General features: G+C 72.3%; 23 protein-coding genes and 1 pseudogene. 12 read left to right on the plus strand and 12 right to left on the minus strand.

What is annotated here, in order from left to right; genetic code table 11:
* Positions 1–215: 215 nt before the first annotated feature.
* Positions 216–851: a uridine kinase family protein gene (locus IF09_RS0123715; RefSeq protein ID WP_030298883.1), complete on the minus strand. Its 636-nt coding sequence runs from the start codon at positions 849–851 to the stop codon at positions 216–218.
* A 134-nt stretch (positions 852–985) separates the two neighbouring features.
* Between IF09_RS0123715 and IF09_RS0123720 the strand changes: the two genes are divergently transcribed.
* The 3 genes from IF09_RS0123720 (at position 986) to IF09_RS44780 (ending at position 3208) form a co-directional block, all read left to right on the plus strand.
* A complete protein-coding gene (locus IF09_RS0123720) occupies positions 986–2404 on the plus strand; it encodes a C39 family peptidase (RefSeq protein ID WP_030298884.1) in 1419 nt (472 codons plus the stop codon).
* A gap of 96 nt (positions 2405–2500) precedes the next feature.
* Positions 2501–2929 carry an SPW repeat protein gene (locus tag IF09_RS0123725; protein WP_030298886.1) on the plus strand — a complete coding sequence of 143 codons (429 nt, stop codon included), beginning with the start codon at positions 2501–2503 and terminating at the stop codon, positions 2927–2929.
* A gap of 126 nt (positions 2930–3055) precedes the next feature.
* Positions 3056–3208 carry an SCO1431 family membrane protein gene (locus IF09_RS44780; RefSeq protein WP_106975121.1) on the plus strand — a complete coding sequence of 51 codons (153 nt, stop codon included), beginning with the start codon at positions 3056–3058 and terminating at the stop codon, positions 3206–3208.
* 278 nt (positions 3209–3486) lie between these two features.
* Here IF09_RS44780 and IF09_RS45720 read toward each other — a convergent pair whose 3' ends face one another.
* Both IF09_RS45720 and IF09_RS0123740 read right to left on the minus strand, forming a co-directional pair.
* Positions 3487–3966, minus strand: a complete 480-nt coding sequence (locus IF09_RS45720) for a DUF6114 domain-containing protein (RefSeq protein WP_158710022.1) — start codon at positions 3964–3966, stop codon at positions 3487–3489.
* Entirely contained in the window at positions 3957–4478 is a 522-nt protein-coding gene (locus IF09_RS0123740) for a DUF6230 family protein (protein ID WP_051832781.1), read from the minus strand. Before IF09_RS0123740 ends, IF09_RS45720 begins: the two co-directional genes overlap by 10 nt.
* A 253-nt stretch (positions 4479–4731) precedes the next feature.
* On the opposite strand from IF09_RS0123740, the pseudogene IF09_RS47180 reads away from it, so the two are divergent.
* Positions 4732–5262: pseudogene (locus tag IF09_RS47180) on the plus strand (TetR/AcrR family transcriptional regulator); the annotation flags it as partial.
* Positions 5263–5706: 444 nt separating this feature from the next.
* Positions 5707–6879, plus strand: a complete 1173-nt coding sequence (locus tag IF09_RS0123750) for an acyl-CoA dehydrogenase family protein (protein ID WP_030298892.1) — start codon at positions 5707–5709, stop codon at positions 6877–6879.
* A 51-nt stretch (positions 6880–6930) separates the two neighbouring features.
* On the opposite strand, the gene IF09_RS0123755 is transcribed toward IF09_RS0123750, so the two are convergent.
* The 4 genes from IF09_RS0123755 to IF09_RS0123770 all read right to left on the minus strand — a co-directional run bounded on the left by IF09_RS0123755 (position 6931) and on the right by IF09_RS0123770 (position 9467).
* The gene (locus IF09_RS0123755; RefSeq protein WP_030298893.1) at positions 6931–7806 is read right to left on the minus strand and encodes a ribosome-inactivating family protein; all 876 of its coding nucleotides are present in this window, start codon (positions 7804–7806) and stop codon (positions 6931–6933) included.
* A gap of 56 nt (positions 7807–7862) precedes the next feature.
* A complete protein-coding gene (locus tag IF09_RS43220; RefSeq protein ID WP_051832791.1) occupies positions 7863–8735 on the minus strand; it encodes a hypothetical protein in 873 nt (290 codons plus the stop codon).
* Positions 8736–8779: 44 nt separating this feature from the next.
* On the minus strand, positions 8780–9040 hold the full coding sequence (locus tag IF09_RS0123765; protein ID WP_030298897.1) for a hypothetical protein: 261 nt from the start codon (positions 9038–9040) through the stop codon (positions 8780–8782).
* 160 nt (positions 9041–9200) lie between these two features.
* Positions 9201–9467, minus strand: a complete 267-nt coding sequence (locus IF09_RS0123770) for a hypothetical protein (RefSeq protein WP_030298900.1) — start codon at positions 9465–9467, stop codon at positions 9201–9203.
* Between the two features lie 179 nt (positions 9468–9646).
* Between IF09_RS0123770 and IF09_RS0123775 the strand changes: the two genes are divergently transcribed.
* A complete protein-coding gene (locus tag IF09_RS0123775) occupies positions 9647–10975 on the plus strand; it encodes a helix-turn-helix transcriptional regulator (protein ID WP_051832793.1) in 1329 nt (442 codons plus the stop codon).
* Positions 10976–11030: 55 nt separating this feature from the next.
* On the opposite strand, the gene IF09_RS43225 is transcribed toward IF09_RS0123775, so the two are convergent.
* Positions 11031–11258: a hypothetical protein gene (locus tag IF09_RS43225; protein WP_078613403.1), complete on the minus strand. Its 228-nt coding sequence runs from the start codon at positions 11256–11258 to the stop codon at positions 11031–11033.
* Positions 11259–11491: 233 nt separating this feature from the next.
* On the opposite strand from IF09_RS43225, the gene IF09_RS0123780 reads away from it, so the two are divergent.
* Positions 11492–12625 (plus strand): hypothetical protein, encoded by a 1134-nt coding sequence (locus tag IF09_RS0123780; protein WP_030298904.1) that lies wholly within the window; start codon positions 11492–11494, stop codon positions 12623–12625.
* 41 nt (positions 12626–12666) lie between these two features.
* A complete protein-coding gene (locus IF09_RS0123785) occupies positions 12667–13767 on the plus strand; it encodes a phosphotransferase family protein (protein WP_030298906.1) in 1101 nt (366 codons plus the stop codon).
* Between the two features lie 62 nt (positions 13768–13829).
* Here the strand turns inward: IF09_RS0123785 and IF09_RS0123790 are convergent, their stop codons facing one another.
* Entirely contained in the window at positions 13830–14273 is a 444-nt protein-coding gene (locus tag IF09_RS0123790) for a hypothetical protein (protein ID WP_030298908.1), read from the minus strand.
* Between the two features lie 217 nt (positions 14274–14490).
* Here IF09_RS0123790 and IF09_RS0123795 point away from each other — a divergent pair, with 217 nt between their 5' ends.
* The 4 genes from IF09_RS0123795 to fxsA all read left to right on the plus strand — a co-directional run bounded on the left by IF09_RS0123795 (position 14491) and on the right by fxsA (position 18465).
* Positions 14491–14931 (plus strand): Lrp/AsnC family transcriptional regulator, encoded by a 441-nt coding sequence (locus tag IF09_RS0123795; RefSeq protein ID WP_030011705.1) that lies wholly within the window; start codon positions 14491–14493, stop codon positions 14929–14931.
* Positions 14932–14998: 67 nt separating this feature from the next.
* Entirely contained in the window at positions 14999–16633 is a 1635-nt protein-coding gene (locus IF09_RS0123800; protein WP_030298909.1) for an amidohydrolase, read from the plus strand.
* A gap of 329 nt (positions 16634–16962) precedes the next feature.
* Positions 16963–17808, plus strand: coding sequence for a polyprenol monophosphomannose synthase (locus tag IF09_RS0123805; protein ID WP_078613404.1), 846 nt, complete (start codon positions 16963–16965; stop codon positions 17806–17808).
* Between the two features lie 81 nt (positions 17809–17889).
* Positions 17890–18465, plus strand: a complete 576-nt coding sequence (gene fxsA / locus IF09_RS0123810) for an FxsA family membrane protein (RefSeq protein WP_030298911.1) — start codon at positions 17890–17892, stop codon at positions 18463–18465.
* Positions 18466–18585: 120 nt separating this feature from the next.
* Here the strand turns inward: fxsA and IF09_RS0123815 are convergent, their stop codons facing one another.
* The 3 genes from IF09_RS0123815 to IF09_RS0123825 form a co-directional block, all read right to left on the minus strand.
* Positions 18586–18960 (minus strand): RNA polymerase-binding protein RbpA, encoded by a 375-nt coding sequence (locus IF09_RS0123815; protein ID WP_007262928.1) that lies wholly within the window; start codon positions 18958–18960, stop codon positions 18586–18588.
* Between the two features lie 323 nt (positions 18961–19283).
* Entirely contained in the window at positions 19284–20666 is a 1383-nt protein-coding gene (locus IF09_RS0123820; protein ID WP_030298912.1) for an MFS transporter, read from the minus strand.
* Between the two features lie 67 nt (positions 20667–20733).
* Positions 20734–21504 carry a glycerophosphodiester phosphodiesterase family protein gene (locus IF09_RS0123825; RefSeq protein WP_030298919.1) on the minus strand — a complete coding sequence of 257 codons (771 nt, stop codon included), beginning with the start codon at positions 21502–21504 and terminating at the stop codon, positions 20734–20736.
* Positions 21505–21573 lie beyond the last annotated feature (69 nt).

Genomic DNA, 21573 nt, shown 5'->3' on the forward strand with positions numbered 1-21573 from the left:
GTGACTCAGGGTGAAGGTTTCGGGGAGGCCGGGCCCCTGCGGCGCCGGCTCCGAGCCGGGCGGGGGCAGAGCGAAGCCCCCGATCACGGGGGAACAATCGGGGGCTTCGCGTCCGCTGCAGCCTGGAAAGACCGCGCATTCAGAACGTAAGGCCGGTCCGGGGGCCAGGTCAAGCAGGTCGGTGCAGGCCCGCGACGGTGGTTTTCCGGAGCGGCTCAGGCCCGGGGGAGTCCGTCACCTTCGGTGACGGAAGCGGCCCTTCCGGCGGTCGCATCCGTCCCGGAAGACCACTCGTATCCCGTACCGCTCTGGCGTACCAAAGTGTCGGCGAAGGGGCGCGAAGGATCATCCGAGAAGTGCGCGAGCTCCGCGCGCTCCCATCCGTCCCAGAAGTCGGAAAGTTCACGCCCGTCCCGATTTCGTCCGCGCCCCCAGGACTGCGCGCGCGGTGTCTCCATCCACAGCAGCCGCGCCAGATACGGGCGCAGCGCCCGCCGGCCGGCGCCCACCCCCTCGATCAGCAGCACCGGCGCCGGCTCCAGCACCCGCTCCGGGCCGAACCGGCGCTCCACCCAGTCGTACGGGGCCCAGTGGGCCGCCCGCCCGGCGGACAGCGGCTCCAGCACCTGGGCGCGCAGCCGCTCCGGCCACTCGAAGAGCTCCTCGTGGGTGGCCACGTCGTCCAGGTGCAGCACCGGAGCCCCGCCCAGCGCCTTCGCGAGCAGCCCGGCGAACGTGCTCTTCCCGGACCCGGCGTGCCCGTCGATCCCGATCAGCCGGACGGGGCCGAGGGAGGGCGGCAGGGCGGCGAGTTCGCGCGCGAGGGACTGAAGTGACTGCTGAGGCTCCACCCGGCCAGCGTATGGCCCCCCCGGCCCCCGCCCCGCGTCACCCCCGACACGGGCCCCGGCTTCGCCGCCGGGTGGGCGGGAACTGGAAGGGTGGAGCAGCCGATCCACCGCACCGACCCCTGGGGGCCACACCGATGACCGCACCCACACCCCGCAGGGCCCTGCTGGCCCTCGCCCTCGCAGCGGCCACCGCGGCCACCGTCCCCGGCGGCAGTGCTTCGGCGGCCGGAACGCACGGAGGCGGCGCGCAGTCCGGATCGGGAGCCGCGGAAGGCGCGCCGGCCGAAGCGGTGGCCGCCGAAGCCGCCGCCGGCGTGACGGTCGACAACCGGTTCTGGTACTCGTACGCCCACTGGCGGGCCGGCACCCACCGGGGCACCGCCGCCCTCGCCGGCGACCGCCCCGGCCTGGTGATCGAGGCCCCGGCCGGCCGCACCGAGTACACCGACCCGCACACCGGGAGGAAAGGCACCTGGGAGTACGCCGCCTGGACCTCCCCGGTACACGGCTCCGCCGTCCCGGGCACCGAGGCCATCGCCTCCTGGAACGCCCACACCCCGCCCGGCACCTGGATCCAGGTCGAACTGCGCGCCGCCTACGGCAGCGGCGCCACCACCCCCTGGTACGTACTGGGCCGCTGGGCCTCCGGCGACGGCGACATCCGGCGCACCTCCGTGGACGGCCAGACCGACGGCACCTCCACCGTGTGGACCGACACCCTGGCCGTCGACGCCCCCGCGCGGGCGAACGGCGTACGGATCACGCACTGGCAGCTGCGCCTGACCCTCCACCGCAAGCCGGGAGCCGCCCAGGGCCCGACGGTGTGGCTGGCCGGGGCCATGGTCTCCGACGTACCGGACCGGTACACCGTCCCCGCCTCCGCCCCCTCGGGCACGGCCCACGAGCTGAAGGTCCCGCGCTACTCGCAGGAGATCCACACCGGCCAGTACCCCCAGTACGACGCCGGCGGCGAGGCCTGGTGCAGCCCCACCTCCTCCCAGATGATCATCGAGTACTGGGGCCGCAAGCCCGCGGCCGAGGACCTGGCCTGGGTCGATTCCCGCTACGCCGACCCGCAGGTCTGCCACGCGGCCCGTTACACCTACGACAGTGCGTACAAGGGCTGTGGCAACTGGCCCTTCAACGCCGCGTACGCGGCCACCTACAGCGGACTCGCCGGGGTCGTCACCCGGCTGCGCTCCCTCGCCGACCTGGAGATCCTGGTCCGGGCGGGCATCCCGGCGATCACCTCGCAGTCCTTCCGTACCGAGGAGCTCACGGGCGCGGGCTACGGCACCGCCGGCCACCTGATGGCCGTCATCGGCTTCACCGCGGCCGGGGACGTGATCGCCAACGACCCGAATTCGCGCGACAACACGGCCGTCCGCCGCGTGTACAAGCGGCGAGAGTGGGAAAACGTGTGGTTGCGGACGAAGCGTCACGATTCCACCGGAAAGGTCGCCTCCGGCTCCGGAGGCATCTGCTACCTGTACGCCCCGGCCCGCCCGAGCCTCGCCCAGATCGCGGCCCTGCGGGCGGTGGGGGTGCTGTGATCCGAGCGTCGGAAGTTCCCGTTGACCCGGGGCACAGATAAGCGGAACATAAAGTCGTAAAGGGCATATAAAGGCTTCTACAGGAGGCGGCCCGCCATGACCACCCACAGCATCGAACACCACCCCGACCTCGCCGAGATGCGCTCGCGGTTCGAGCGGGTCACCAGCACCCCTGCCGCGCAGACCGTGGAGGCGCTGGCCCTCATCACGGGCCTGTACCTGGCGGCCTCGCCGTGGATCGCCGGGTTCAGCGGGCTCAGCTCGCTGGCGATCAACAACCTGATCGCCGGCCTGGCGTACTGCCTGTGCATGAGCGGACTCGGCTCCGCTTATGAACGCACTCACGCGATGGCCTGGACGGCGGTCGCCATCGGAGCCTGGACGATCGTGGCTCCGTGGGTCATCGCCGGCGATGTCAGCACGACCCGCACCGTGGTCAGCAACGTGATCACCGGCGGCGTCGCCCTGTGCCTCGCCCTTGCCATGGCGGGCATGGCGGGCCGCAACCGGGCCGTCTCCGGCTGACATCCGCACACGCCGGGCCCCGACCGCGAGCCGGCCGGGGCCCGGTGGCGTGCCGGGACGTGATACGCGCCACGAGTGACGAGCATCTCTACCGCGAAAGCCGCAAACGCTGTCACATTGGACGGCATGACCGCATACAACTCCGCCCTCGCCTCCCGCGCCCGGAACCTCGTCCGCACCGGCGGCCCCAAGGACCACTCCAAGTGGCTGGAGCACGTGCTCGGCTGGACGCTCGTGGTCGTCGTCGCCATGTTCGTCACCCAGGTCGGCTGGCTCTGACCCGAGGCCCCCTGGACCGGGGGCGTCCGGGACATGGCGGCCAGCCGTACTCCTCGCGGCCGTCGCGAGTGCGCAGCCGGTAGTCGGTGAGCGAAGCGGCGCGCATCTTCACTACGAGCACCTTCAGCGGCCCGTCGGCGGTCGCGACCTCGGGTGCGCCCGCGAAGGCGAAGCCCTGCGGTGCGGGGCGAAGAGCGACGTGGTGACCGTCGGGGGAGTCCGGGGGGCCGTCGGCGGCCCCTGGGGCAAGGCCGCCGCTCTGGCCGGCGGGGCTCCCGTCACCAGCGCGGCCGCCTGCAGCACCGGCAGCACGGCGGCCAGGGCGCGCGGCCCGCTGCCGCCCGGCTGCTGCGCGTTCGCGCCCTCCTCGTACGAACCCGCCTCGTCCGGCGCCCCGCCGGGCAGCGGCGTCCACCCGAAGGCCGGTGCGCTCCCGGCGATCCCGAGCAGCATGCCGGCGAGGAAACCGCCAGGTTGGTCGCCACGAACGACAGCACCGACACCAGCAGGGCGTGCACGCAGACGTACGCCCGGGCCTGCGGCACGAACCACAGGAACAGGCCCGCCGCCATCAGCGCGGCGCCGATCCCGACCGCCGCGATCCCGCCGAGCCCCAGGCTCACCAGCACGGTCAGCGGGAGAGCGGCCCCGCCCAGGAGCACCGGCAGCCCGCCCCAGAACGGCCGGGTCCAGCGCCAGGCGCGCAGCCGGCGCCGCCGCTGCGCCCACGGCAGCCGCAGCCGAGGGCTCAGAAGCACCGCTTGCCGTCCAGGCCGACGCTCACCCGCATGCCCTTGAGGCGGAAGTTCCCGCCGGTCGCGGACCAGGCGTGCGATCTGACGCCGACGACCTCGATGTGCCCGGCCTGCAAGCCAAACTTCCCCGGCTGCCCCTTGACCCCGTCCACCTGGTCGAGGGTCGAGGCGTCCCGGCCGGTCTGCGCCGTGCCGAAGGTGGCGTCGCCGTAGAGGTCCTCGCCGTCGATGACCAGGCTGCCGGCCGTGACCTCCCCGGCCGGGCCGCCGGCGGTGAGCTTGAAGACCACCTTGCCCACCGGAGTGTCCACCTCGGCGGACTGGCAGATCTCGGTGAGCGTGGCCTCCCCGATGCCCAGCAGTGCGACCGGATGCCCCGTGCCGTCGACCGAGCGGTCCGTCTGCACGTCCGAGGCCAGGCCTTTGCTGGTCAGCCTGGAAGAGGAGACCTGGAAGCCCGTACCCGAAACGGCGAACGACGCGGCGAGCGCGCCCTGCGCCACGACCACGGCCATCGCCCCGACCGCGGCCGGCGCGGGCAGGGCGACCGCGGCCGACTTCCTCCAGTCGACCCGGCCTTCGCGCCGCCGGCAGCGTCGTGGTCCGCTGCCTCGTCCGGGTCGTGGCCCGGGCCCTGGCCCTGGTCCGTGCCCCTGTTCGTGCCCGTCGAAGTGCCTCCCGTACGTCGTCCGGTGCGCAGGGGAAGTGGAATGAGGCAGGTCTGCCATACTGCGGGCATCCTGTGGCAGTTCGAGGCTGGGGCCGAATTTGAATAATAGTCAACAGCGTGGTGCGACCGGCCGTTCGCAGGTCCGCAGGGCCGAACTCATAGCAATCGGCCGCAAGTTGTTCGCCGATACGTCGTACGACGCGCTCTCCATGGACGACATCGCCAAACAGGCGGGCGTCGCCAAGGGATTGATCTACTACTACTTCAAGAGCAAGCGCGGCTACTACCTCGCCATCGTCGAGGACTCGGTCGCCGAGCTCGTCGCCCGCGCCGCCGGGGAACCGGACCTGCCCAACGTCGAGCGGGTGCGCCGCACCATCGACGGCTACCTGTACTACGCCGAGCACCACCAGGCCGCTTACCGGACCATCGTCACCGGGGGAGTCGGCTCCGACGCCGAGGTGCTGGCGATCCGCGACGCGGTCCGCGAGGAGCTGGTGGCCACCATCGCCGAGGGCGCGTACGGACGCCGCACCGTCCCGCCGATCGCCCGGCTCGCACTCGTGGGCTGGCTGTCCGCGGTCGAGGGGACCACCCTGGAGTGGATCGGTGCACGGGCCGCCCCTGCGGAAGCCTCTGACAACGCTGTCGTCGCCGACGCCGAGGCCGGGCCCGATGCCGGCGCGGATGCGGATGCGAATGCGGATGCGGATGCGAACGCCGGGGCGGACCCCGCGGTGGGGGCCGACGCCGAGGACGTGTCACCGCAGCCCGACCGGGCCCGGCTCGGCGCCCTGCTCGTACGCCAGCTGCGCGCGACGCTGACGGTGATCGGGGAATTCGTCCCGGAGTGTCCGCCGCCGCCCCTTCTCGAAGGGGCGTTCGAGGAGGCCGGTGATCTTGCCCCGGTGACGGGACGCTCCTGATCGGGCATACTCAAGCCGCCGCAGCCACTGAACTGCCCCTTCCGTGATCCGGGAGGGCAGTATCGGCTGTGAGAGCACCGAGACCCGGCGGCGCGTCCCACACCTCACGCGTCGCCGCCGTGCCCGACGAGGGAGGAGAGCGCCGCCATGACTGACCGCGCCCCGCAGCCGGTGGACCGACAGCTGCCCACCGAGGAGTCCCGGGACCTCCTCGCGCTCGTACGAGAGATCGCCCAGCGGGAGATCCGACCCGTGGCCGCCGAGGAGGAGGACGCCGGGCAGTTCCCGCGTGCGATCTTCACCCTGCTGTCCGAGGCCGGCCTGCTCGGTCTCCCGTACGCGGGCGAGTACGGCGGCGGCGAGCAGCCGTACGAGGTCTACCTCCAGGTCCTGGAGGAGCTCGCGGCGGCCCGCCTGACCGTCGGGCTCGGCGTCAGCGTGCACTCCCTGTCCTGCCACGGCCTGGCCGGATACGGCTCCGAGGAGCAGCAGAAGGCCCACCTGCCGGCCATGCTCGGCGGCGGCCTCCTCGGCGCGTACTGCCTCTCGGAGCCCGCCTCGGGCTCCGACGCCGCCTCGCTGACCACCAAGGCCGTACGTGATGGGGACGACTGGATCATCACCGGCACCAAGGCCTGGATCACCCACGGCGGGGTCGCCGACTTCTACACCGTCCTCGCGCGCACCGGCGGCGAGGGCCCCAAGGGCATCACGGCCTTCCTGGTGCCGGGCGACGCGGAGGGCCTGACGGCCGCCGTCCCCGAGAAGAAGATGGGCATGAAGGGCTCGCCCACCGCCCAGCTGCACTTCGACGGGGTCCGCGTCCCGGACACCCGCCGCATCGGCGAGGAGGGCCAGGGCTTCACCATCGCGCTGGCCGCCCTGGACGCGGGCCGCCTGGGCATCGCCGCCTGCGCCATCGGCGTCGCGCAGGCCGCTCTGGACGAGGCCCTCACGTACGCCCTGGACCGCAAGCAGTTCGGGCACCCCATCGCGGACTTCCAGGGCCTGCGCTTCATGCTCGCCGACATGGCGACCAAGATCGAGGCCGGCCGGGCGCTGTACCTGGCGGCGGCGCGACTGCGCGACGCGGGCAAGCCGTTCTCCCGCCAGGCGGCGATGGCCAAGCTGTTCTGCACGGACGCCGCCATGGCCGTCACCACGGACGCGGTCCAGGTCCTCGGCGGCTACGGGTACACCGCGGACTTCCCGGTGGAGCGGCTGATGCGCGAGGCGAAGGTCCTCCAGATCGTCGAGGGCACGAACCAGATCCAGCGCATGGTCATCGCCCGCCACCTGGCAGGTCCCGAGTCGCGCTGACGGCGACGGGGCTGCGCCGGCTCCGGGCCGGCGCAGCCCCGCGTCACGTCGTCACCCGGGTCGCTTGACCATCGAGATGTAATCGGACATCTCGCTGAAACCGCGGCGGGTGGCACCGCCGAGGTTGAACGAGCCGCCCGCGCCCGGATGGGCCGTTTCATTGAGCATGTACGTGGAGCCGGGCCCCCACTGGTTCTCTTCCTGGGCCTCCTGAGAGGTGATGGACGAGGACGAGGCGATCCCGCTGCGCACGGTCCTCTCGATATTGCGGAATCGGGTCCCCTCGCCGACCGCGGCGATCGCGTGGACCAGGGCGCGCCGCACGGCGTCCCGGTCCTGGTCGCCGTTGGCCGCGTGCCGCCACAGCGTCTGGAAGTGGCCCTGGAGGCCGACCAGGCTGATCTGCAACTGCCTGTTGTTGGCGTCGCCCACCTCCAGGCCCCGATTGCCGTTGCTGCTGCCGTAGCTGCCGCTGTAGCCGAGATTGACCGCGTTGCGGCCGAGTATGTGACCGAGGTTGTATTCCGGGTCGGTGAACTGGAAGACGGGACCGCCGCCGCCGGTGGTCGCGAAACCGCGCAGGTACAGGTTCTGCGTGGTCAGGTAGAGGCTGAGCCGGCGGCCCTCGGGCAGCGCGACGATGACCTCGATGACCTCGTTGCCGGCGTTGGTCTGCCACACGGTGTTGTCGCCGTGGCCCCGCAGGATGGTGCCGGCCCTCTCGTGGAGCGAGCGGATGAAGCGGGTGTACGCGGCAGCGGCGTCGCGCTGGTTGCCTGTCAGGTCCCAGCCGAGCTGAACCTGCTGGATCGACGCGGGCTGGGCGGCGGGCAGGGCGGACGGTGCTTCGGTGGCGGCCTGGGAGGCGGGAGCTGCCGCGCCGAGCAGGGCGAGGCCGAGGAGAGCCGCGGGAAGGGTCTTGCGCATCGGATTCCTTCGTACGAGAGGGCGGGCGTCGGTTGCGGCCGGAACGGGTGCCGGCATCAGTTCACCGAGAAGGTGACGAACGCGTTGTCGCCGCCTCCGCCCGAGGTGGTGCAGCGGTGCGGCGCGGGGACCTGGCACTGGTACTTGTTGCTGCCGGAGAAGGGGTTGTCCCAGCGGATGGCGACCGTGCCGCCGCCCGCCATCGTGTAGTTCGCGTAGCCCTCGGTTCCGGTCATGACACCCTCCGACTCGCTCTCCCAGGAGGCATTGGCGCCGGGGTTGATCAGCGACGGCGGAAGGTTGTTGCCGGTCCAGATGCCGTGGGACAGCCCGGCCCCGGTCCTGGCGAGCAGCGTGCCGCTGTTGTTGATCACGCGGACGACGGTGCTGCGGGCGGCCTGGGCCGTCATCTCCGTCGACGCGGCCTGGGCCGAGAACGCCGCGGGTCCGCCGGTCAGCGTGAAGTTGACGGTGGCGTTGTCGCCGCCCCCACCGGTCCGGGAACAGGCGTAGCCGGTCGGCGCCTCACAGCTGTAACTGTTCGAGCCGGCGTACGGGTTGTTCCAGTGGATCTTGATCTGCTGCCCGGTCGCCGTGACCCGGTAGGTGGTGTAGCCCTCCGTCCCGGTGAGCATGCCGCACGAGCGGCTGCCCCAGGAGGTGGTGATGCCCTTGGCGATGTAGTCCGGCGGCAAGGCGTCGTTGTTCCAGCACCCGTGCGGCAGGGAGGAGCTGACCCGGGTCAGCTGCTGGCTGGTGCTGTTGCTGAAAACGACGTCCGTACTGCGGGCCGAGGACGCCGCGACGGGCGACGGGCCGGCGACCGGCGCGGCCTGGGCTGCGGGGGCGAGCGCGGTGGCACCCGCCGCCAGCGCGGCGACGGCGGAGAGCGCGGTGGCCCACCGGGCCCGGGAACGGGTCAGCTGCATGGGGGTGTATCCCTTCGAGTCGTGAGCGGGGGCGGAGGGGCGGATCAGTCGACGTAGAACAGCTGGTACTGGTTGTTCCAGGTGGGGTTGCACTCGTAGCGGCTGTACAGGCCGAGCGCGACGCTCAGCGAGCCGGCCTGGATGCACTGCGAGAAGGACGGGTACGTCCCGCCCGGCTCCCGGTAACCGGCCGTGGCCGCCTGGGCGGTCGCGACGCCGCCGACGCCGAGCAGCAGGGCCGTGCCCGCGCAGAGGGCGACGGCGAGCGAGCGGCGCCGGGTCGTGGCTGCGGTGCCTGATCTCATGGGGATTCCTTTCGGGCATGCCTCATCACGCCGCGGCGGCGCCGGGCTCATCGAGGGGGAAGCAGGGGGAGAAGAAGAGAAGGAGACTGGGTCGGGCCCACATCCGCCCAACCGGCGGCGGATGGTGTCCGCCGCCCCCGCACCCGGTCTCCCGGATGGTTCAGTTCAGCGGCTTGCCGGGGCACACGGAGCTGCCCCACGCCGTGGTCACGGGGCAGGGCTTGTCGCCGTGGTGTCCGCCGCCTCCGTGCCCGTTGCCGCGTCCGTCGTCGGCTGCGCCGGCGAGTGCGGAGCCGGCGGTGGCCCGGGTGCCGGAGCCGGCCGGGCCGCCGGCCGTGTCGGTGCCGTGGCCGGAGACGGCGGCGCCGCCCCACAGGCAGGCCACGACGGCCAGTCCCGCAGTCAGTCGCAGGGTTTTGACGATCACGGCAACTCCTCTGTCAGGCAAGGCATGGGGACACGCAATCAGACGCCGGTTTCGCTGGTTCCGCCGGTTACGCCGGTTACGCCGGTTACGAGGACGACTCTGCCAGGGCCCGCTGGCACCCGGCAGGCCTGGAAGGGATCATGTGGATGCCATGCACGTTTAGGAGGCAAGCGGTGGAAATGGGCGCGGATGCACGAACAGGCGTACCCCGACTCGATGAACCGGCGACGCTGCTGTACCGGTGGGCCCTCGTCCACGGCCGGCTCACATCCGAGACGCTGCCACGCGCCGCGGCGGAGACCGGCCTGAGCGAGCAGGTCTGCAGAGGGGCGATCGCGCAACTCGCCGAGGTGTACCTGTTCCAGCCGTTGCCCGGGGACAACGGGGGAGAAGGGGACGCCGGCGCGGGCTGGCGGGCGGTGAGCCCACAGTCGGCCGGCGCCCAGGTCCTCGCCGAGAAGGAGACCGAATTACGGGTCCACGAGGCGGCCTTACGGGAGCAGCGGGAACAACTCCAGCGCCAGCGCGACGGATTCAGCGCCCTGGTTCCCGTCTACCTCCAGGCCCGCCGGGACACCTTCCCCGAGGGGACCATCGACCACCTTCCGGACCAGTTCGCGGTCCGCGCGCTCCTCACCGAGGTCATCGACACCTGCCGCAGTGAGGTCCTGGTCTCCAAGCACGGCGGCTCCTTCCCGCCGGCCGCGCTGCGCGAGGCGCTGCCCCGGGACCTGGCCCTGCTCGCCCGCGGGGTCCGGATGCACAGCCTCTACCAGCACGCCACCCGCTTCGACCAGGCGACCCGGGTGCACGCCGAACGGCTCATCGGTGCCGGTGCGGAGATCCGCACGCTGCCCGAGGTGCTCCCGCAGATGATCCTGGTCGACGGCCAGCTCGCCCTGCTGCCCGCGCGGTCCGGTGGCGCGCTGGTCATCCGCGAGCCCGACCTGATCGGCTATCTGCTGGACGTCTTCCAGCGGGACTGGGAGAATGCCACGCCCTTCGCGACCGGCCCGCAGGCGGCCCACGGCGTGTCGGAGGCCATGAAACGGACCATCCTGGTACTGCTCGCCAAGGGGCTCAAGGACGAGTCCATCGCCCGGCGACTGGGAGTCTCCCTGCGGACCTGCCGTCGCCACGTCTCCGAGCTCCTGGACGGCCTCGGGGCGCACAGCCGCTTCCAGGCGGGTGTGATCGCGGAACGAAACGGCCTGACCGGCCACCCGGTCGCCGCCCCGGCGGTGCCCGCGCAGGAAGCCCCCGTCCGGGAAGCCCCGGCTGCCGCCGCGCCGGCCCCAGGGCCGAACCTTCAGGAGCCCAGGGCCGGAACCGCAGCCGGGACCCGAGCCGGGGCCGGGAGCCCGCCGCACTGCCCCGGCTGCGACCGCCCGCTCCCGGTCGTCGCCGCCCAGCGGCAGGGCCGACCGCCCCGCTACTGCTCGGCGCCCTGCCGCTCCCGCGCCTATCGCGCCCGGCTCAAGTCCCGCCAGGCCCCGGACACCCCGTGACGTAATCGCCCGCCGCGACACGAAAGTCGACGAACCGGCTGCACGGCGCGCCGGTTCAGCCGCCGTGGAGTTGGCCGCTCGGCCAGATCGGGGAGGAGACGACCCGGGACCACTCCGGATCGCGCCGGCCCGGCAGGGTGCGGCCGTCGTCGGCCCAGCGGGCCAGCAGCGCACAGTAGATCGGCGGATCGGGCTGCCGCTGCGGAACCGATTCTTCGTAGCCGGGCGGGGTCGGCCGCCGCCGTCGTCCCGTTCTTGCCCCAGGGGTTTCGAGCGTGGTCATACAGCGCCAACGCGCCACCCGACGCGCTGGTAACCGCCCCCGCCCTCCGGGGATCCGTTCGAGGTGTCCCCGCCGCGCCCTCCCCGCCTGTGACCAGACGTGCCGGGCTGTCAGGGAGTGACAGAAGTCTGGCCCAGGACACGGTTTCTGACGTACCGTCATATCCGCTCGAACCGACGCCGCGCCCCGCGGCCCCGCACCCCCGCGCCACCGCCCCGCCCAGGAGGTTTGCCATGCCCGCGGACCGACCCGTACCCCTCGACGAATACCCCGTCCACCAGGCCCCGTTGTCGATGAAGCACCTCGTCAGCGGCGACCGGAACGCCTACGACCGCTGCATCTTCCACGTCTTCGACCACGCCGGCCGGGCCGTCCTCATCCTCGGCCTCGGCGTGTACCCCAACGCCGGGGTCATCGACGCCTACGCCACCCTCCGCACAGGCGACGAACTCCTCGCCGTCCGCGCCTCCGACGCCCTCACCGACGACCGCATGAACCTCTCCGTCGGCCCCCTGCGGATCGTCGTCGACGAACCCCTGAAGCGGATCACCCTCCAGTGCGACGCCGACCCCGCCGACCCGGCAGGGCTCTCGTACGACATCACCTGGACCGCCGAGTTCCCCGCCGTCTGGGAACCCCATCACGTCCAGCGGCGCGGCGACCGCCTCATGCTCGAAGGGCGCCGCTTCGTCCAGGCGGGCAGCGTCACCGGCACCATCCGCGCCAAGGGCGAGCAGCACACCCTCACCGCCGCCGAGTGGACCGGCACCCGCGACCGCAGCTGGGGCGTGCGCCCCATACCCGGCGAGGACGGCGGCCGGGCCGCCGAGGAGTACCGGCCCGAGGGCTTCCACTGGCTCTGGATCCCGGTCCGCTTCGAGGACCGCTTCGTCATGGTCATCGCCCAGGAGGACGCCGACGGGCACCGCACCCTGAACGAGGCCGTCCAGGTCTTCCCCGAGGACAGCGGCCGCCGCGACGTACAGCTCGGCTGGCCCCAGACCGAGATCCGCTACCGCCCCGGCACCCGTCACCCCGAGAGCGCCGTCGTCCACCTCGCCGACCCGGCCCGCAAACCCCTCGAACTCGGCGTCGAGATCCTGGGCTCCTCCCCGCTCGCCGTCGGCGCCGGCTACCCGCCCGCCGCCGACTGGCAGCACGGCACCTGGCAGGGCCGCGGCTGGACCGACCGCCGCGTCTACGACCTCTCCGACCCCGCCGCCCACCCCATGGCCGCCTTCGGCGTCACCGACCACTCCGCCCGCTTCACCCTCGACGGCCGCACCGGCTTCGGCATCTTCGAGCACGGCAGCTTCGGCCGCCACGACCCGAGCGGCTTCACCGACTACGGCTCAGTGGCCCCGTAGCGACGCCCCGTACAAGAAGCCAGCAGAAGAAAGGGGAAGTCATGGCAGCACCGGCACCACGCCCGCGCACCTCCACCCGCGAACCCGAGGATCTCGGCCGGCGCCTCGCCGCCTGGCTCGACGCCGAGCTCCCCGGCGCGAAGATCACAGGCATCTCCGTCCCCGGATCCAACGGCATGTCCAGCGAGACCCTGCTCTTCGACATCGAGCACCCCGACACCCCGGTCCGCGCCTGCGCCCTGCGCCTCGCCGCCGACCCGGCCGCCTACAGCGTCTTCCCCACGTACGACATGCCCCGCCAGCACCGCGTGATGAGCCTGGTCGCCGCCCACACCGACCTGCCCGTACCGCGCGTGCTGTGGCTGGAACAGGACCCCGGCCCGCTCGGGGCGCCGTTCTTCGTCATGGCCCGCGCCGAAGGCCGGGTCCCGCCCGACGTCATGCCCTACACGTACGAGGGAAACTGGCTGCACGCCGCGAGCGACTCCGAACGCGCCGAACTCCAGGAGGCGAGCATCTCGCTGCTGGCCCGGCTGCACGACCAGTTCCCTGCCAAGGAGGCCGAGTTCCTCCTCCCCGAGGGCACGGGCAGCCCGCTGCGCCGGCACGTCGACGCCCAACGCGCCTACTACGCCTGGGTGGTCGGCGGACTCGCGCCGTCACCGCTGCTGGAGCGGGCCTTCGACCGGCTGGAGGAGCTGTGGCCCGCCGACGAGGGCCCCGCCGTCCTCAACTGGGGCGACGCCCGCATCGGCAACGTCGTCTACGAAGCCGGCGGCTTCCGGCCGGTGGCCGTCCTGGACTGGGAGATGGCCGCCTACGCCCCGCGCGAGGTCGACCTCGGCTGGACCGTCTACCTGCACCGCTTCTTCCAGGACCTGACCGTCGGCTTCGGCCAGAGCGGCCTGCCGGACTTCCTGCGCCGCGCCGACCTGGAGCGCCGGTACGCCGAACTCACCGGCCACACCCCGCGGGACATGGAGTTCCACACCCTGTACGCCGCCCTGCGGCACGGGATCGTGATGCTGCGGATCGCCTACCGGCAGGCGTACTTCGGGGAGGTCGAGGTCCCCGCGGACCCGGACGGCCTGATCCTGCACCACGCCAGCCTCGCGGCGATGGTGCAGGGCACCTACTGGTAGATCCGGCAGATCCGGACCATCCGGCGGCGCCGGATGCGCGGTGGATCCGGCCGGGAAAGTCCTCAGGCCGCCTGCGCGTGCTGCCGCATCTGCGGCAGCAGCGTCGGCGCCGGCATCCGCACGGGACGCGAACCGGGACCGCCGACGTGCGAGAAGGGCTGCGTCCGCCAGTCCAGACCCTGCGGCAGGTCCAGCAGAACCACCTCGAGCTCCTGGGGCTCCTCGATGCCCATGCCCACGGTCGGCAGCGCCTCGGACGCCGGGCGGCCCGTGCCCGCGCACACCGTGAGCCCGAACGGGTTCCACGGGGTCAGGCAGAGTGCATGCTCCGGCAGGTACTCCTCGTCCGCGACGAGGGCGATCGACTGGCCGCAGTCGGGGCAGATCGCGTGGTGGATATCGAAACCGTCGACGTCTTCGAGGTACTCCCCGTCGTCCGCGTACCCGGTTTCGGCGAATTCCGCGGGCTCCGGTTCGGTGCGACCGGCACGCTTGGTGTTCAGCATGGTTGTACTCCCCCTTGGGTGGGCCGGGCGGGCAGGTTCTGCGGCCTCGGCCACACGAAGCACTTCCCGCCGCGCGGCACGAGTAACCACAACATCCCGGCGTACGCCTGCATACCCTTGTGGCCTTGGTCACATGCCCGACGCAGGTGCCACTTGTACGTGGACAGCACTGTGCCTGAAGCGCCCTTGGGCCTTAGGTTGAGCGGCTATGAGCGCAATGGAGGAGCTGGACCGCCAGATCGTGGATCTGCTCGTGCGGGACGGGCGGATGAGCTACACGGACCTGGGCAAGGCCACCGGACTGTCCACATCGGCCGTCCACCAGCGAGTACGCCGTCTGGAACAGCGCGGGGTGATCCGCGGATACGCGGCCGTCGTCGATCCCGAAGCCGTCGGCCTGCCCCTGACGGCCTTCATCTCGGTGAAGCCCTTCGACCCGAGCGCGCCGGACGACATCGCGGACCGGCTGGCCGGCGTACCGGAGATCGAGGCCTGCCACAGCGTCGCCGGCGACGAGAACTACATCCTCAAGGTCCGCGTCGCGACCCCGCTGGAGCTGGAGGACCTCCTGGGCCGCCTGCGCGCCCTCGCCCACGTCTCGACCCGCACCACGGTGGTCCTCTCCACCCCGTACGAGGCCCGCCCGCCCCGCGTGTGACGCCTTTTCCGCCGCGCCCCGCGGGGGCGCGGTCGAGGCGGGTCCCCGGACCCGCGAAACTGAGGGCATGACTGACCGCACCGCCAGCTCCGTCGACGCCGCCGGCGCCCCCGCATCCGAACGGACCGTCCTCCTGCGCGGGGGCGAGGTACACAGCCCCGCCGACCCCTTCGCCACCGCGATGGTCGTCGAGCGGGGACACATCGCCTGGGTCGGCTCCGAAGGCGCCGCCGACGCCTTCGCCCAGGGCGTCGACGAGGTCGTCGACCTCGGCGGGGCGCTCGTCACCCCCGCCTTCACCGACGCGCACGTCCACACCACCTCCGCCGGCCTCGCCCTCACCGGCCTGGACCTCACCGGCGCCGCCTCCCTCTCCGACGCCCTCGGCCTCGTCCGCGCGTACGCCGAGCGCCGCCCCGCCGACCGGGTGCTCCTCGGCCACGGCTGGGACGCCTCCCGGTGGCCCGAGCGCCGCGCGCCCCGCCGCGAGGAGCTCGACGAGGCCGCCGGCGGTCGGCCGCTCTACCTCAGCCGCATCGACGTGCACTCCGCCGTGGCCACCACCGCCCTGCTGGACCTCGTCCCGGCCGTCTCCGTCCGCGGCGACGAGCCGCTGACCCGCGACGACCACCACGCCGTCCGCAGGGCCGCGCTCGCCGCCGTCACGCCCGCCCAGCGCGCCGAGGCCCAGCGGGCCGCCCTCGACCGGGCCGCCTCCCTCGGCATCGGCTCCGTCCACGAGTGCGGCGGGCCCGACATCTCCTCCGCCGAGGACTTCGCGGACCTCCTCAACCTCGCCCGCGAACGGCCCGGACCCCGCGTCTTCGGGTACTGGGCGGACCGGGACCTCGAACAGGCCAAGGCGCTCGGCGCCATCGGCGCCGCCGGCGACCTCTTCGTGGACGGCGCCCTCGGCTCCCACACCGCGTGCCTGCACGCCCCGTACACCGACGCGGGCCACACCGGCACCGGCTACCTCGACGCCGCCGAGGTCGCCGAGCACGTCGCCGCCTGCACCGAGGCGGGCCTCCAGGCCGGTTTCCACGCCATCGGCGACGCCGCCCTCACCGCCGTCGTCGAGGGCGTGCGCGCCGCCGCGGAAAAGGTCGGCCCGGCCCGCATCCGCGCCGCCCGGCACCGCGTCGAGCACGCCGAGATGATGACCCCCGCCACCATCGCCGCCTTCGCGGACCTCGGTCTCACCGCCTCCGTGCAGCCCGCCTTCGACGCCGCCTGGGGCGGCGAGGACGGCATGTACGCCGACCGGCTCGGCGCGGAGCGCGCCCGTACCCTCAACCCCTTCGCCGCGCTGCTCAAGGCCGGTGTGCCCCTCGCCTTCGGCTCCGACGTCCCGGTCACCCCGTTCGACCCCTGGGGCACCGTCAGGGCGGCCGCCTTCCACCGCACCCCCGAGCACCGGATCTCCGTACGGGCCGCCTTCACGGCCCACACCCGGGGCGGCTGGCGGGCCCTGGGCCGCGACGGCGCGGGCGTGCTGGTGCCCGGCGCCCCCGCCGACTACGCGCTCTGGGAGACCGCCGAACTGGTCGTTCAGGCCCCCGACGACCGGGTCGCCCGCTGGTCCACGGACCCCCGTTCCGGGACCCCCGGACTGCCCGACCTGACCCCCGGCCGGGAACTGCCGGTGTGCCTCGCCACGGTCGTCGGCGGGCGGGAGGTATTCGTACGGCCACAGGGGTGATCCGGTCGGCCTCGGTTCGGTACGGGCGCTCGGACCCGGATAGGTTCGGCCGGGTCCACCACCGGACGTCCGTACCGGGCGGATCCGTCTGCTCAGCGCGCCCGCGCCTCGGGGGCGAGGGAAGGTTTCGTCGGGATGGGGGTCCCCCCTGCTCCGAAGGGAGCTCGGGGGAGGGTGGCCCCGCGTCGGGGCCCTGCGGCCCAGTAGACAACGGTTACGGAGACCCGCAGCCAGCGGGAGCCTGACCGGCCCGAAGGACCGCGGGCCCCGACCACTGTTCTAAAGTCATCCTCTGTGACAGGACGTACAAGAACACGAAGGCGGACTCAGTGAGCGACGGCGGACAGCGAAGCCACGGACCGCTCGGCACGGCCTTGGTGATCATTCCGACCTTCAACGAGGCGGAGAACATCGGGCCGATCGTCGCCCGCGTGCGCGCGGCGGTGCCCGAGGCGCACATCCTGGTCGCGGACGACAATAGCCCCGACGGCACCGGCAAGCTCGCCGACGAGCTGGCGGCCGGCGACGACCACGTGCACGTCCTGCACCGCAGGGGCAAGGAGGGTCTCGGCGCCGCCTACCTGGCGGGCTTCTCCTGGGGCCTGGAGCGCGACTACGGCGTGCTCGTCGAGATGGACGCCGACGGCTCCCACCAGCCGGAGGAGCTGCCGCGGCTGCTCACCGCGCTGGCCGGCGCCGACCTCGTGCTGGGCTCGCGCTGGGTGCCGGGCGGCCGGGTGGTCAACTGGCCCAAGAGCCGCGAGTTCCTCTCCCGCGGCGGCTCGACGTACTCGCGGCTGATGCTCGACGTCCCGATCCGCGACGTGACGGGCGGCTACCGCGCCTTCCGCCGCGAGACCCTGGAGGGTCTTGGCCTCGATGAGGTGGCCTCTGCGGGCTACTGCTTCCAGGTCGACCTGGCCCGCCGGGCCGTGCGCGAGGGCTTCCGCGTCGTCGAGGTGCCCATCACGTTCGTCGAGCGTGAGTTCGGCGACAGCAAGATGAGCAGGGACATCGTCGTGGAGGCCCTGTGGCGGGTCACCCAGTGGGGGCTCAAGGCCCACGCGGCGAAGCTGACCGGCCAGGACAAGCCCAAAGGCACGGACAAGGGCACGGACAACGGCACGGACAAGGGCACGGACAAGGGCACGGACAAGGGCGGAAACCGCGACTGACAGGTGCCCGGTACCCCTTAGGGGATGTCCGGTACCTCCGGCTGAGGTCGCTTTTACGCCGCCCCAGGCACACTGGGTGTCATGACGACCGGCGTTCCCCTCTCGACGGCTCCCCGGCGGCGCTCGCGCGCCCGCACGTTCCTCCCCTTGGCGGTCGCCGCCTGGCTGATCCTGGAGATCTGGCTGCTCAGCCTGGTCGCGGGCGCGGCCGGCGGGCTGACCGTCGCCGCGCTGCTCGCGGGTGGAATCGTGCTCGGCGTCGTGGTCATCAAGCGGGCGGGGCGGCGTGCCTTCAAAAACCTGACGACCACCTTCCAGCAGGCTCAGCACGGCCAGCAGCCCACCCCGCAGCAGCCGGGCAGTGGCAACGGCCTCACGATGCTGGCCGGCCTGCTCCTGATCCTGCCGGGCCTCGTCTCCGACGTGGTCGGCCTGCTCTGCCTGCTCCCGCCCGTCCGGGCGTGGATCGGCCGCCGGGTCGCGGGCTCCCTGGAGCGCAAGATGGCCACGGGCCCGGCCGGCAGTTTCGGTGACGCCTTCCGGCAGGCCCGCATCCACTACCCCGACGGCAAGGTCGTCCAGGGCGAGGTCATCCGCGAGGACGAGCCCCGGCAGCCGGGCCCGGACGCCGGGTACCGGCCTCCGCTGGCGCCCTGAGCCCCTTAGGGCACAGGCCGTACCGGCGTCCGGCGCAGCCGGACCGCAAACGAACGAAGCCGAGGGCCCCTGCCACAGTTCGTGGCAGGGGCCCTCGGCTTCGTTCTCCGTGTCCGGCTGTCAGGCGGACTTGCGGCTGTCCCGCGGATGCACGGCAATGTTCATGGCGCCGGAACGCAGGACCGCCAGCCTCTCGGCCAGCACCTCCTCCAGTTCCTCGCGGGTGCGCCGCTCCATGAGCATGTCCCAGTGCGTTCGCGCAGGCTTGCCCTTCTTCTCTTCGGGCCCGTCCCCGTCAACCAGGAGTGCCATGGCGCCGCACGCCTTGCACTCCCACTCCGGCGGAATCTCTGCCTCAACCGAGAACGGCATCTCAAATCGATGTCCGTTCTGGCATGCGTACTCCACCGCCTGGCGCGGGGCCAGATCGATGCCGCGGTCCGTCTCGTAGCTGGTAACCACGAGCCGCGTACCGCGGAGAGCTCGCTCACTCATGAATCGTGCCTCCCGGGCTTGTCGCCCACAGGACAGGTGTCGCTGTCGTCGTCATCCGGTCAACGTCCGGTCGGCGGTATAGATTCCCGCTCCGGGTGATGCGTCGCCCGTCGTGCCGCCCCTTGTTGTACCCACCAGTGCCCGTTTTGTCACATCTGGCAGCAGATGTCACCCAACGTCTTCACTTCTTCAGCGCGCAGTAACGGTCCCGCTGGCAGGCCAAAGGCGTACACTACCGGCCCTTCGCTTCAACGTCGAAATCCGTTCGGAATTCGTATGAAGATCCGGGCCGGATCCGCTGCCGGAGCGCCCGCCGGATCCGCTCAGATCCGCTCGGGAACAGGATTCCCCGCCGCCTCCACCGCGCGCCGCACCGGCACCCGTGCCAGCAGCACGAAACCCAGTGCGAAGAACACCACCAACGAGATGATCGCGTCCCGGTAGCTGCCCGTGACCTGGTACGTCAGGCCGAACACCAGCGGTCCGATCCAGCTCAGCCCGCGGTCGCTCATCTCGTACGCGGAGAAGTACTCGGCCTCCTTGCCCGCCGGCACCAGGTGCGAGAACAGCGAGCGCGACAGCGCCTGGCTGCCGCCCAGCACCAGTCCGATCATCGAGGCGAGGGCGAAGAACCACACCGGCGTCCGGGCCGGCAGGAAGTACCCCGCCGCCAGCGTCAGCGCCCACGCCGCCAGCGAGCCGAGGATCGTCCGCTTCGCGCCGTAGATCACGGCCAGCCGACCCATGCCAAGGGCGCCCGCCACGGCCAGCACCTGCACCAGCAGCACCGCCGCGATCAGCGTGGACTGCTCGAGCTCGAGCTCCTGCTTGCCGTAGATCGAGGCCTGCGAGATCACCGTCTGCACGCCGTCGTTGTAGATCAGATAGGCGAGCAGGAACGACAGGGTCAGCGGGTAGCGCCGCATGTCCTTCAGCGTGGCGACGAGCTGCTTCCAGCCACTCACCGCCGGTGCCGCCCCGGGCTCACGCACCACGGCGCGGTCCCGCAGCCGGCGCAGCGGGACGATCGCGAAGGCCCCCCACCACAGGCCCGCCGAGGCCAGGCAGATCCGTACCGCTTCGCCCTCGCTGAGCCCGAAGGAGTCGTGGCCCAGGTAGAGCACCAGGTTGACCACGAGCATCAGCGAGCCCGCCGTGTAGCCGAAGGCCCAGCCCCGCGAGGACACCGCGTCCCGCTCGTCCGGGGTGGAGATCTGCGGCAGGTAGGCGTTGTAGAGCACCATCGAGACCGAGAGCGCGGCGTTCGCCACGATCAACAGCAGCCCGCCCAGCAGGTAGCGCTCGCCGCCCAGGAAGAACATTCCGGCGGTGGCCGCGGCGCCCGTGTACGCCGCCACCGCGAGCAGCGGCTTCTTCCGGCCGGTCCGGTCGGCGACGGCCCCGACCAGCGGCATGAGCAGCAGGGCGAGGATCACCGACGCCGAGACCGAGTAGGCGAAGAACGACCCGACCCGCACCGGAATGCCCAACGGGTGCACGAACCCGGGGGTGCCCTGCGCCTTCGCGGCGGCCTCGGCCACCGAGGTCAGGTAGGGCCCGAGGAACACGGTCAGCACGCTCGCCGAGTACACCGAGACCGCGAAGTCGTAGAAGTACCAGCCCCGCTGCTCGCGCTTGCGCGCGGCCGCGCCGGCTCTGCCGTCCTCGGCCCCCGGTTCCGCTTCATCCATGGTCTGCGCACTCATAGGTGCCCCCTCGCTGGTCCCCGTACCGCACGGCCCACCGGATCCGCACGGCGGCCGTACGGGCCCGTCAGGCCCAGGCCCCGCGCCGGTCCAGCACCGTGCGCAAGATGTCGATCCGGTCGGTCATGATGCCATCGACTCCCAGGTCCAGGAGAGCCTCCATGCGTTCCGGTTCGTTCACGGTCCAGACGTGCACCTGGAGTCCCCGCTCGTGCGCCGCGCGCACGAACCGCCGGTCGACCACGCGGACGCCCGCCTGCGTCTCCGGAACCTGCGCCGCCACCGCCCCGGCCCGCAGCGCCGCCGGGATCGCGTACGAGCGCAGCCGCAGCCCGAGCACCCCGCGCACCCCGTACGAGGTCGCCAGCCGGGGTCCGGCGGTCTTCTGCGCGCGCGCCACCCGGCTCTCCGAGAAGGAGCCCACGCACACCCGGTCCCAGACGCCCGCCCGGGCGATCAGATTGACCAGCGGATGCAGGGCCGACTCGGACTTGATGTCGATGTTCCAGCGGGCGTCGGGGAACTCCTCCAGGAGCTCCTCGAACAGCGACAGCGGCTCGGTGCCCGCCACCCGGACCTCGCTGACCTTGCTCCAGGTCAGCTCGGCGATCCGGCCCTGCCCGTCGGTGACCCGGTCGAGCGTGGAGTCGTGGAACGCGACGAGCTTCCCGTCGGCGGTGGCATGCACATCCGTCTCGAAGTACCGGTAGCCCGCCTCGGCGGCCCGCCGGAAGGCCGCGGCGGTGTTCTCCAGCCCGTCCGCGGCACCTCCCCGATGCGCGAAGGGGATCGGAGCGGGGTGGTCCAGATACGGATGGCGAAGGCGTACGTGCGTCACCCGCCGCAGTATGCACGGTGTCACCGGTGGGGAGGGAGCGGCCGGATGGCTGCGTGGTGAACGCCGCAC

Origin of the sequence: Streptomyces katrae, assembly GCF_000717655.1 — a bacterium.
In the GTDB taxonomy this organism is placed as follows: domain Bacteria; phylum Actinomycetota; class Actinomycetes; order Streptomycetales; family Streptomycetaceae; genus Streptomyces; species Streptomyces katrae_B.

What these genes read in the sequence shown, in the direction of transcription:
- IF09_RS43225 (WP_078613403.1), bottom strand. Translation starts at nt 11,258, where the DNA reads ATGACCACGCTCGAAACCCCTGGGGCAAGAACGGGACGACGGCGGCGG.
- IF09_RS44780 (WP_106975121.1), top strand. Translation starts at nt 3,056, where the DNA reads ATGACCGCATACAACTCCGCCCTCGCCTCCCGCGCCCGGAACCTCGTC.
- IF09_RS43220 (WP_051832791.1), bottom strand. Translation starts at nt 8,735, where the DNA reads ATGCAGCTGACCCGTTCCCGGGCCCGGTGGGCCACCGCGCTCTCCGCC.
- IF09_RS0123765 (WP_030298897.1), bottom strand. Translation starts at nt 9,040, where the DNA reads ATGAGATCAGGCACCGCAGCCACGACCCGGCGCCGCTCGCTCGCCGTC.
- IF09_RS0123780 (WP_030298904.1), top strand. Translation starts at nt 11,492, where the DNA reads ATGCCCGCGGACCGACCCGTACCCCTCGACGAATACCCCGTCCACCAG.
- IF09_RS0123740 (WP_051832781.1), bottom strand. Translation starts at nt 4,478, where the DNA reads ATGGCCGTGGTCGTGGCGCAGGGCGCGCTCGCCGCGTCGTTCGCCGTT.
- IF09_RS0123720 (WP_030298884.1), top strand. Translation starts at nt 986, where the DNA reads ATGACCGCACCCACACCCCGCAGGGCCCTGCTGGCCCTCGCCCTCGCA.
- IF09_RS0123725 (WP_030298886.1), top strand. Translation starts at nt 2,501, where the DNA reads ATGACCACCCACAGCATCGAACACCACCCCGACCTCGCCGAGATGCGC.
- IF09_RS0123750 (WP_030298892.1), top strand. Translation starts at nt 5,707, where the DNA reads ATGACTGACCGCGCCCCGCAGCCGGTGGACCGACAGCTGCCCACCGAG.
- IF09_RS0123795 (WP_030011705.1), top strand. Translation starts at nt 14,491, where the DNA reads ATGGAGGAGCTGGACCGCCAGATCGTGGATCTGCTCGTGCGGGACGGG.
- fxsA (WP_030298911.1), top strand. Translation starts at nt 17,890, where the DNA reads ATGACGACCGGCGTTCCCCTCTCGACGGCTCCCCGGCGGCGCTCGCGC.
- IF09_RS0123820 (WP_030298912.1), bottom strand. Translation starts at nt 20,666, where the DNA reads ATGAGTGCGCAGACCATGGATGAAGCGGAACCGGGGGCCGAGGACGGC.
- IF09_RS0123785 (WP_030298906.1), top strand. Translation starts at nt 12,667, where the DNA reads ATGGCAGCACCGGCACCACGCCCGCGCACCTCCACCCGCGAACCCGAG.
- IF09_RS0123755 (WP_030298893.1), bottom strand. Translation starts at nt 7,806, where the DNA reads ATGCGCAAGACCCTTCCCGCGGCTCTCCTCGGCCTCGCCCTGCTCGGC.
- IF09_RS0123815 (WP_007262928.1), bottom strand. Translation starts at nt 18,960, where the DNA reads ATGAGTGAGCGAGCTCTCCGCGGTACGCGGCTCGTGGTTACCAGCTAC.
- IF09_RS0123775 (WP_051832793.1), top strand. Translation starts at nt 9,647, where the DNA reads ATGGGCGCGGATGCACGAACAGGCGTACCCCGACTCGATGAACCGGCG.
- IF09_RS0123790 (WP_030298908.1), bottom strand. Translation starts at nt 14,273, where the DNA reads ATGCTGAACACCAAGCGTGCCGGTCGCACCGAACCGGAGCCCGCGGAA.
- IF09_RS0123800 (WP_030298909.1), top strand. Translation starts at nt 14,999, where the DNA reads ATGACTGACCGCACCGCCAGCTCCGTCGACGCCGCCGGCGCCCCCGCA.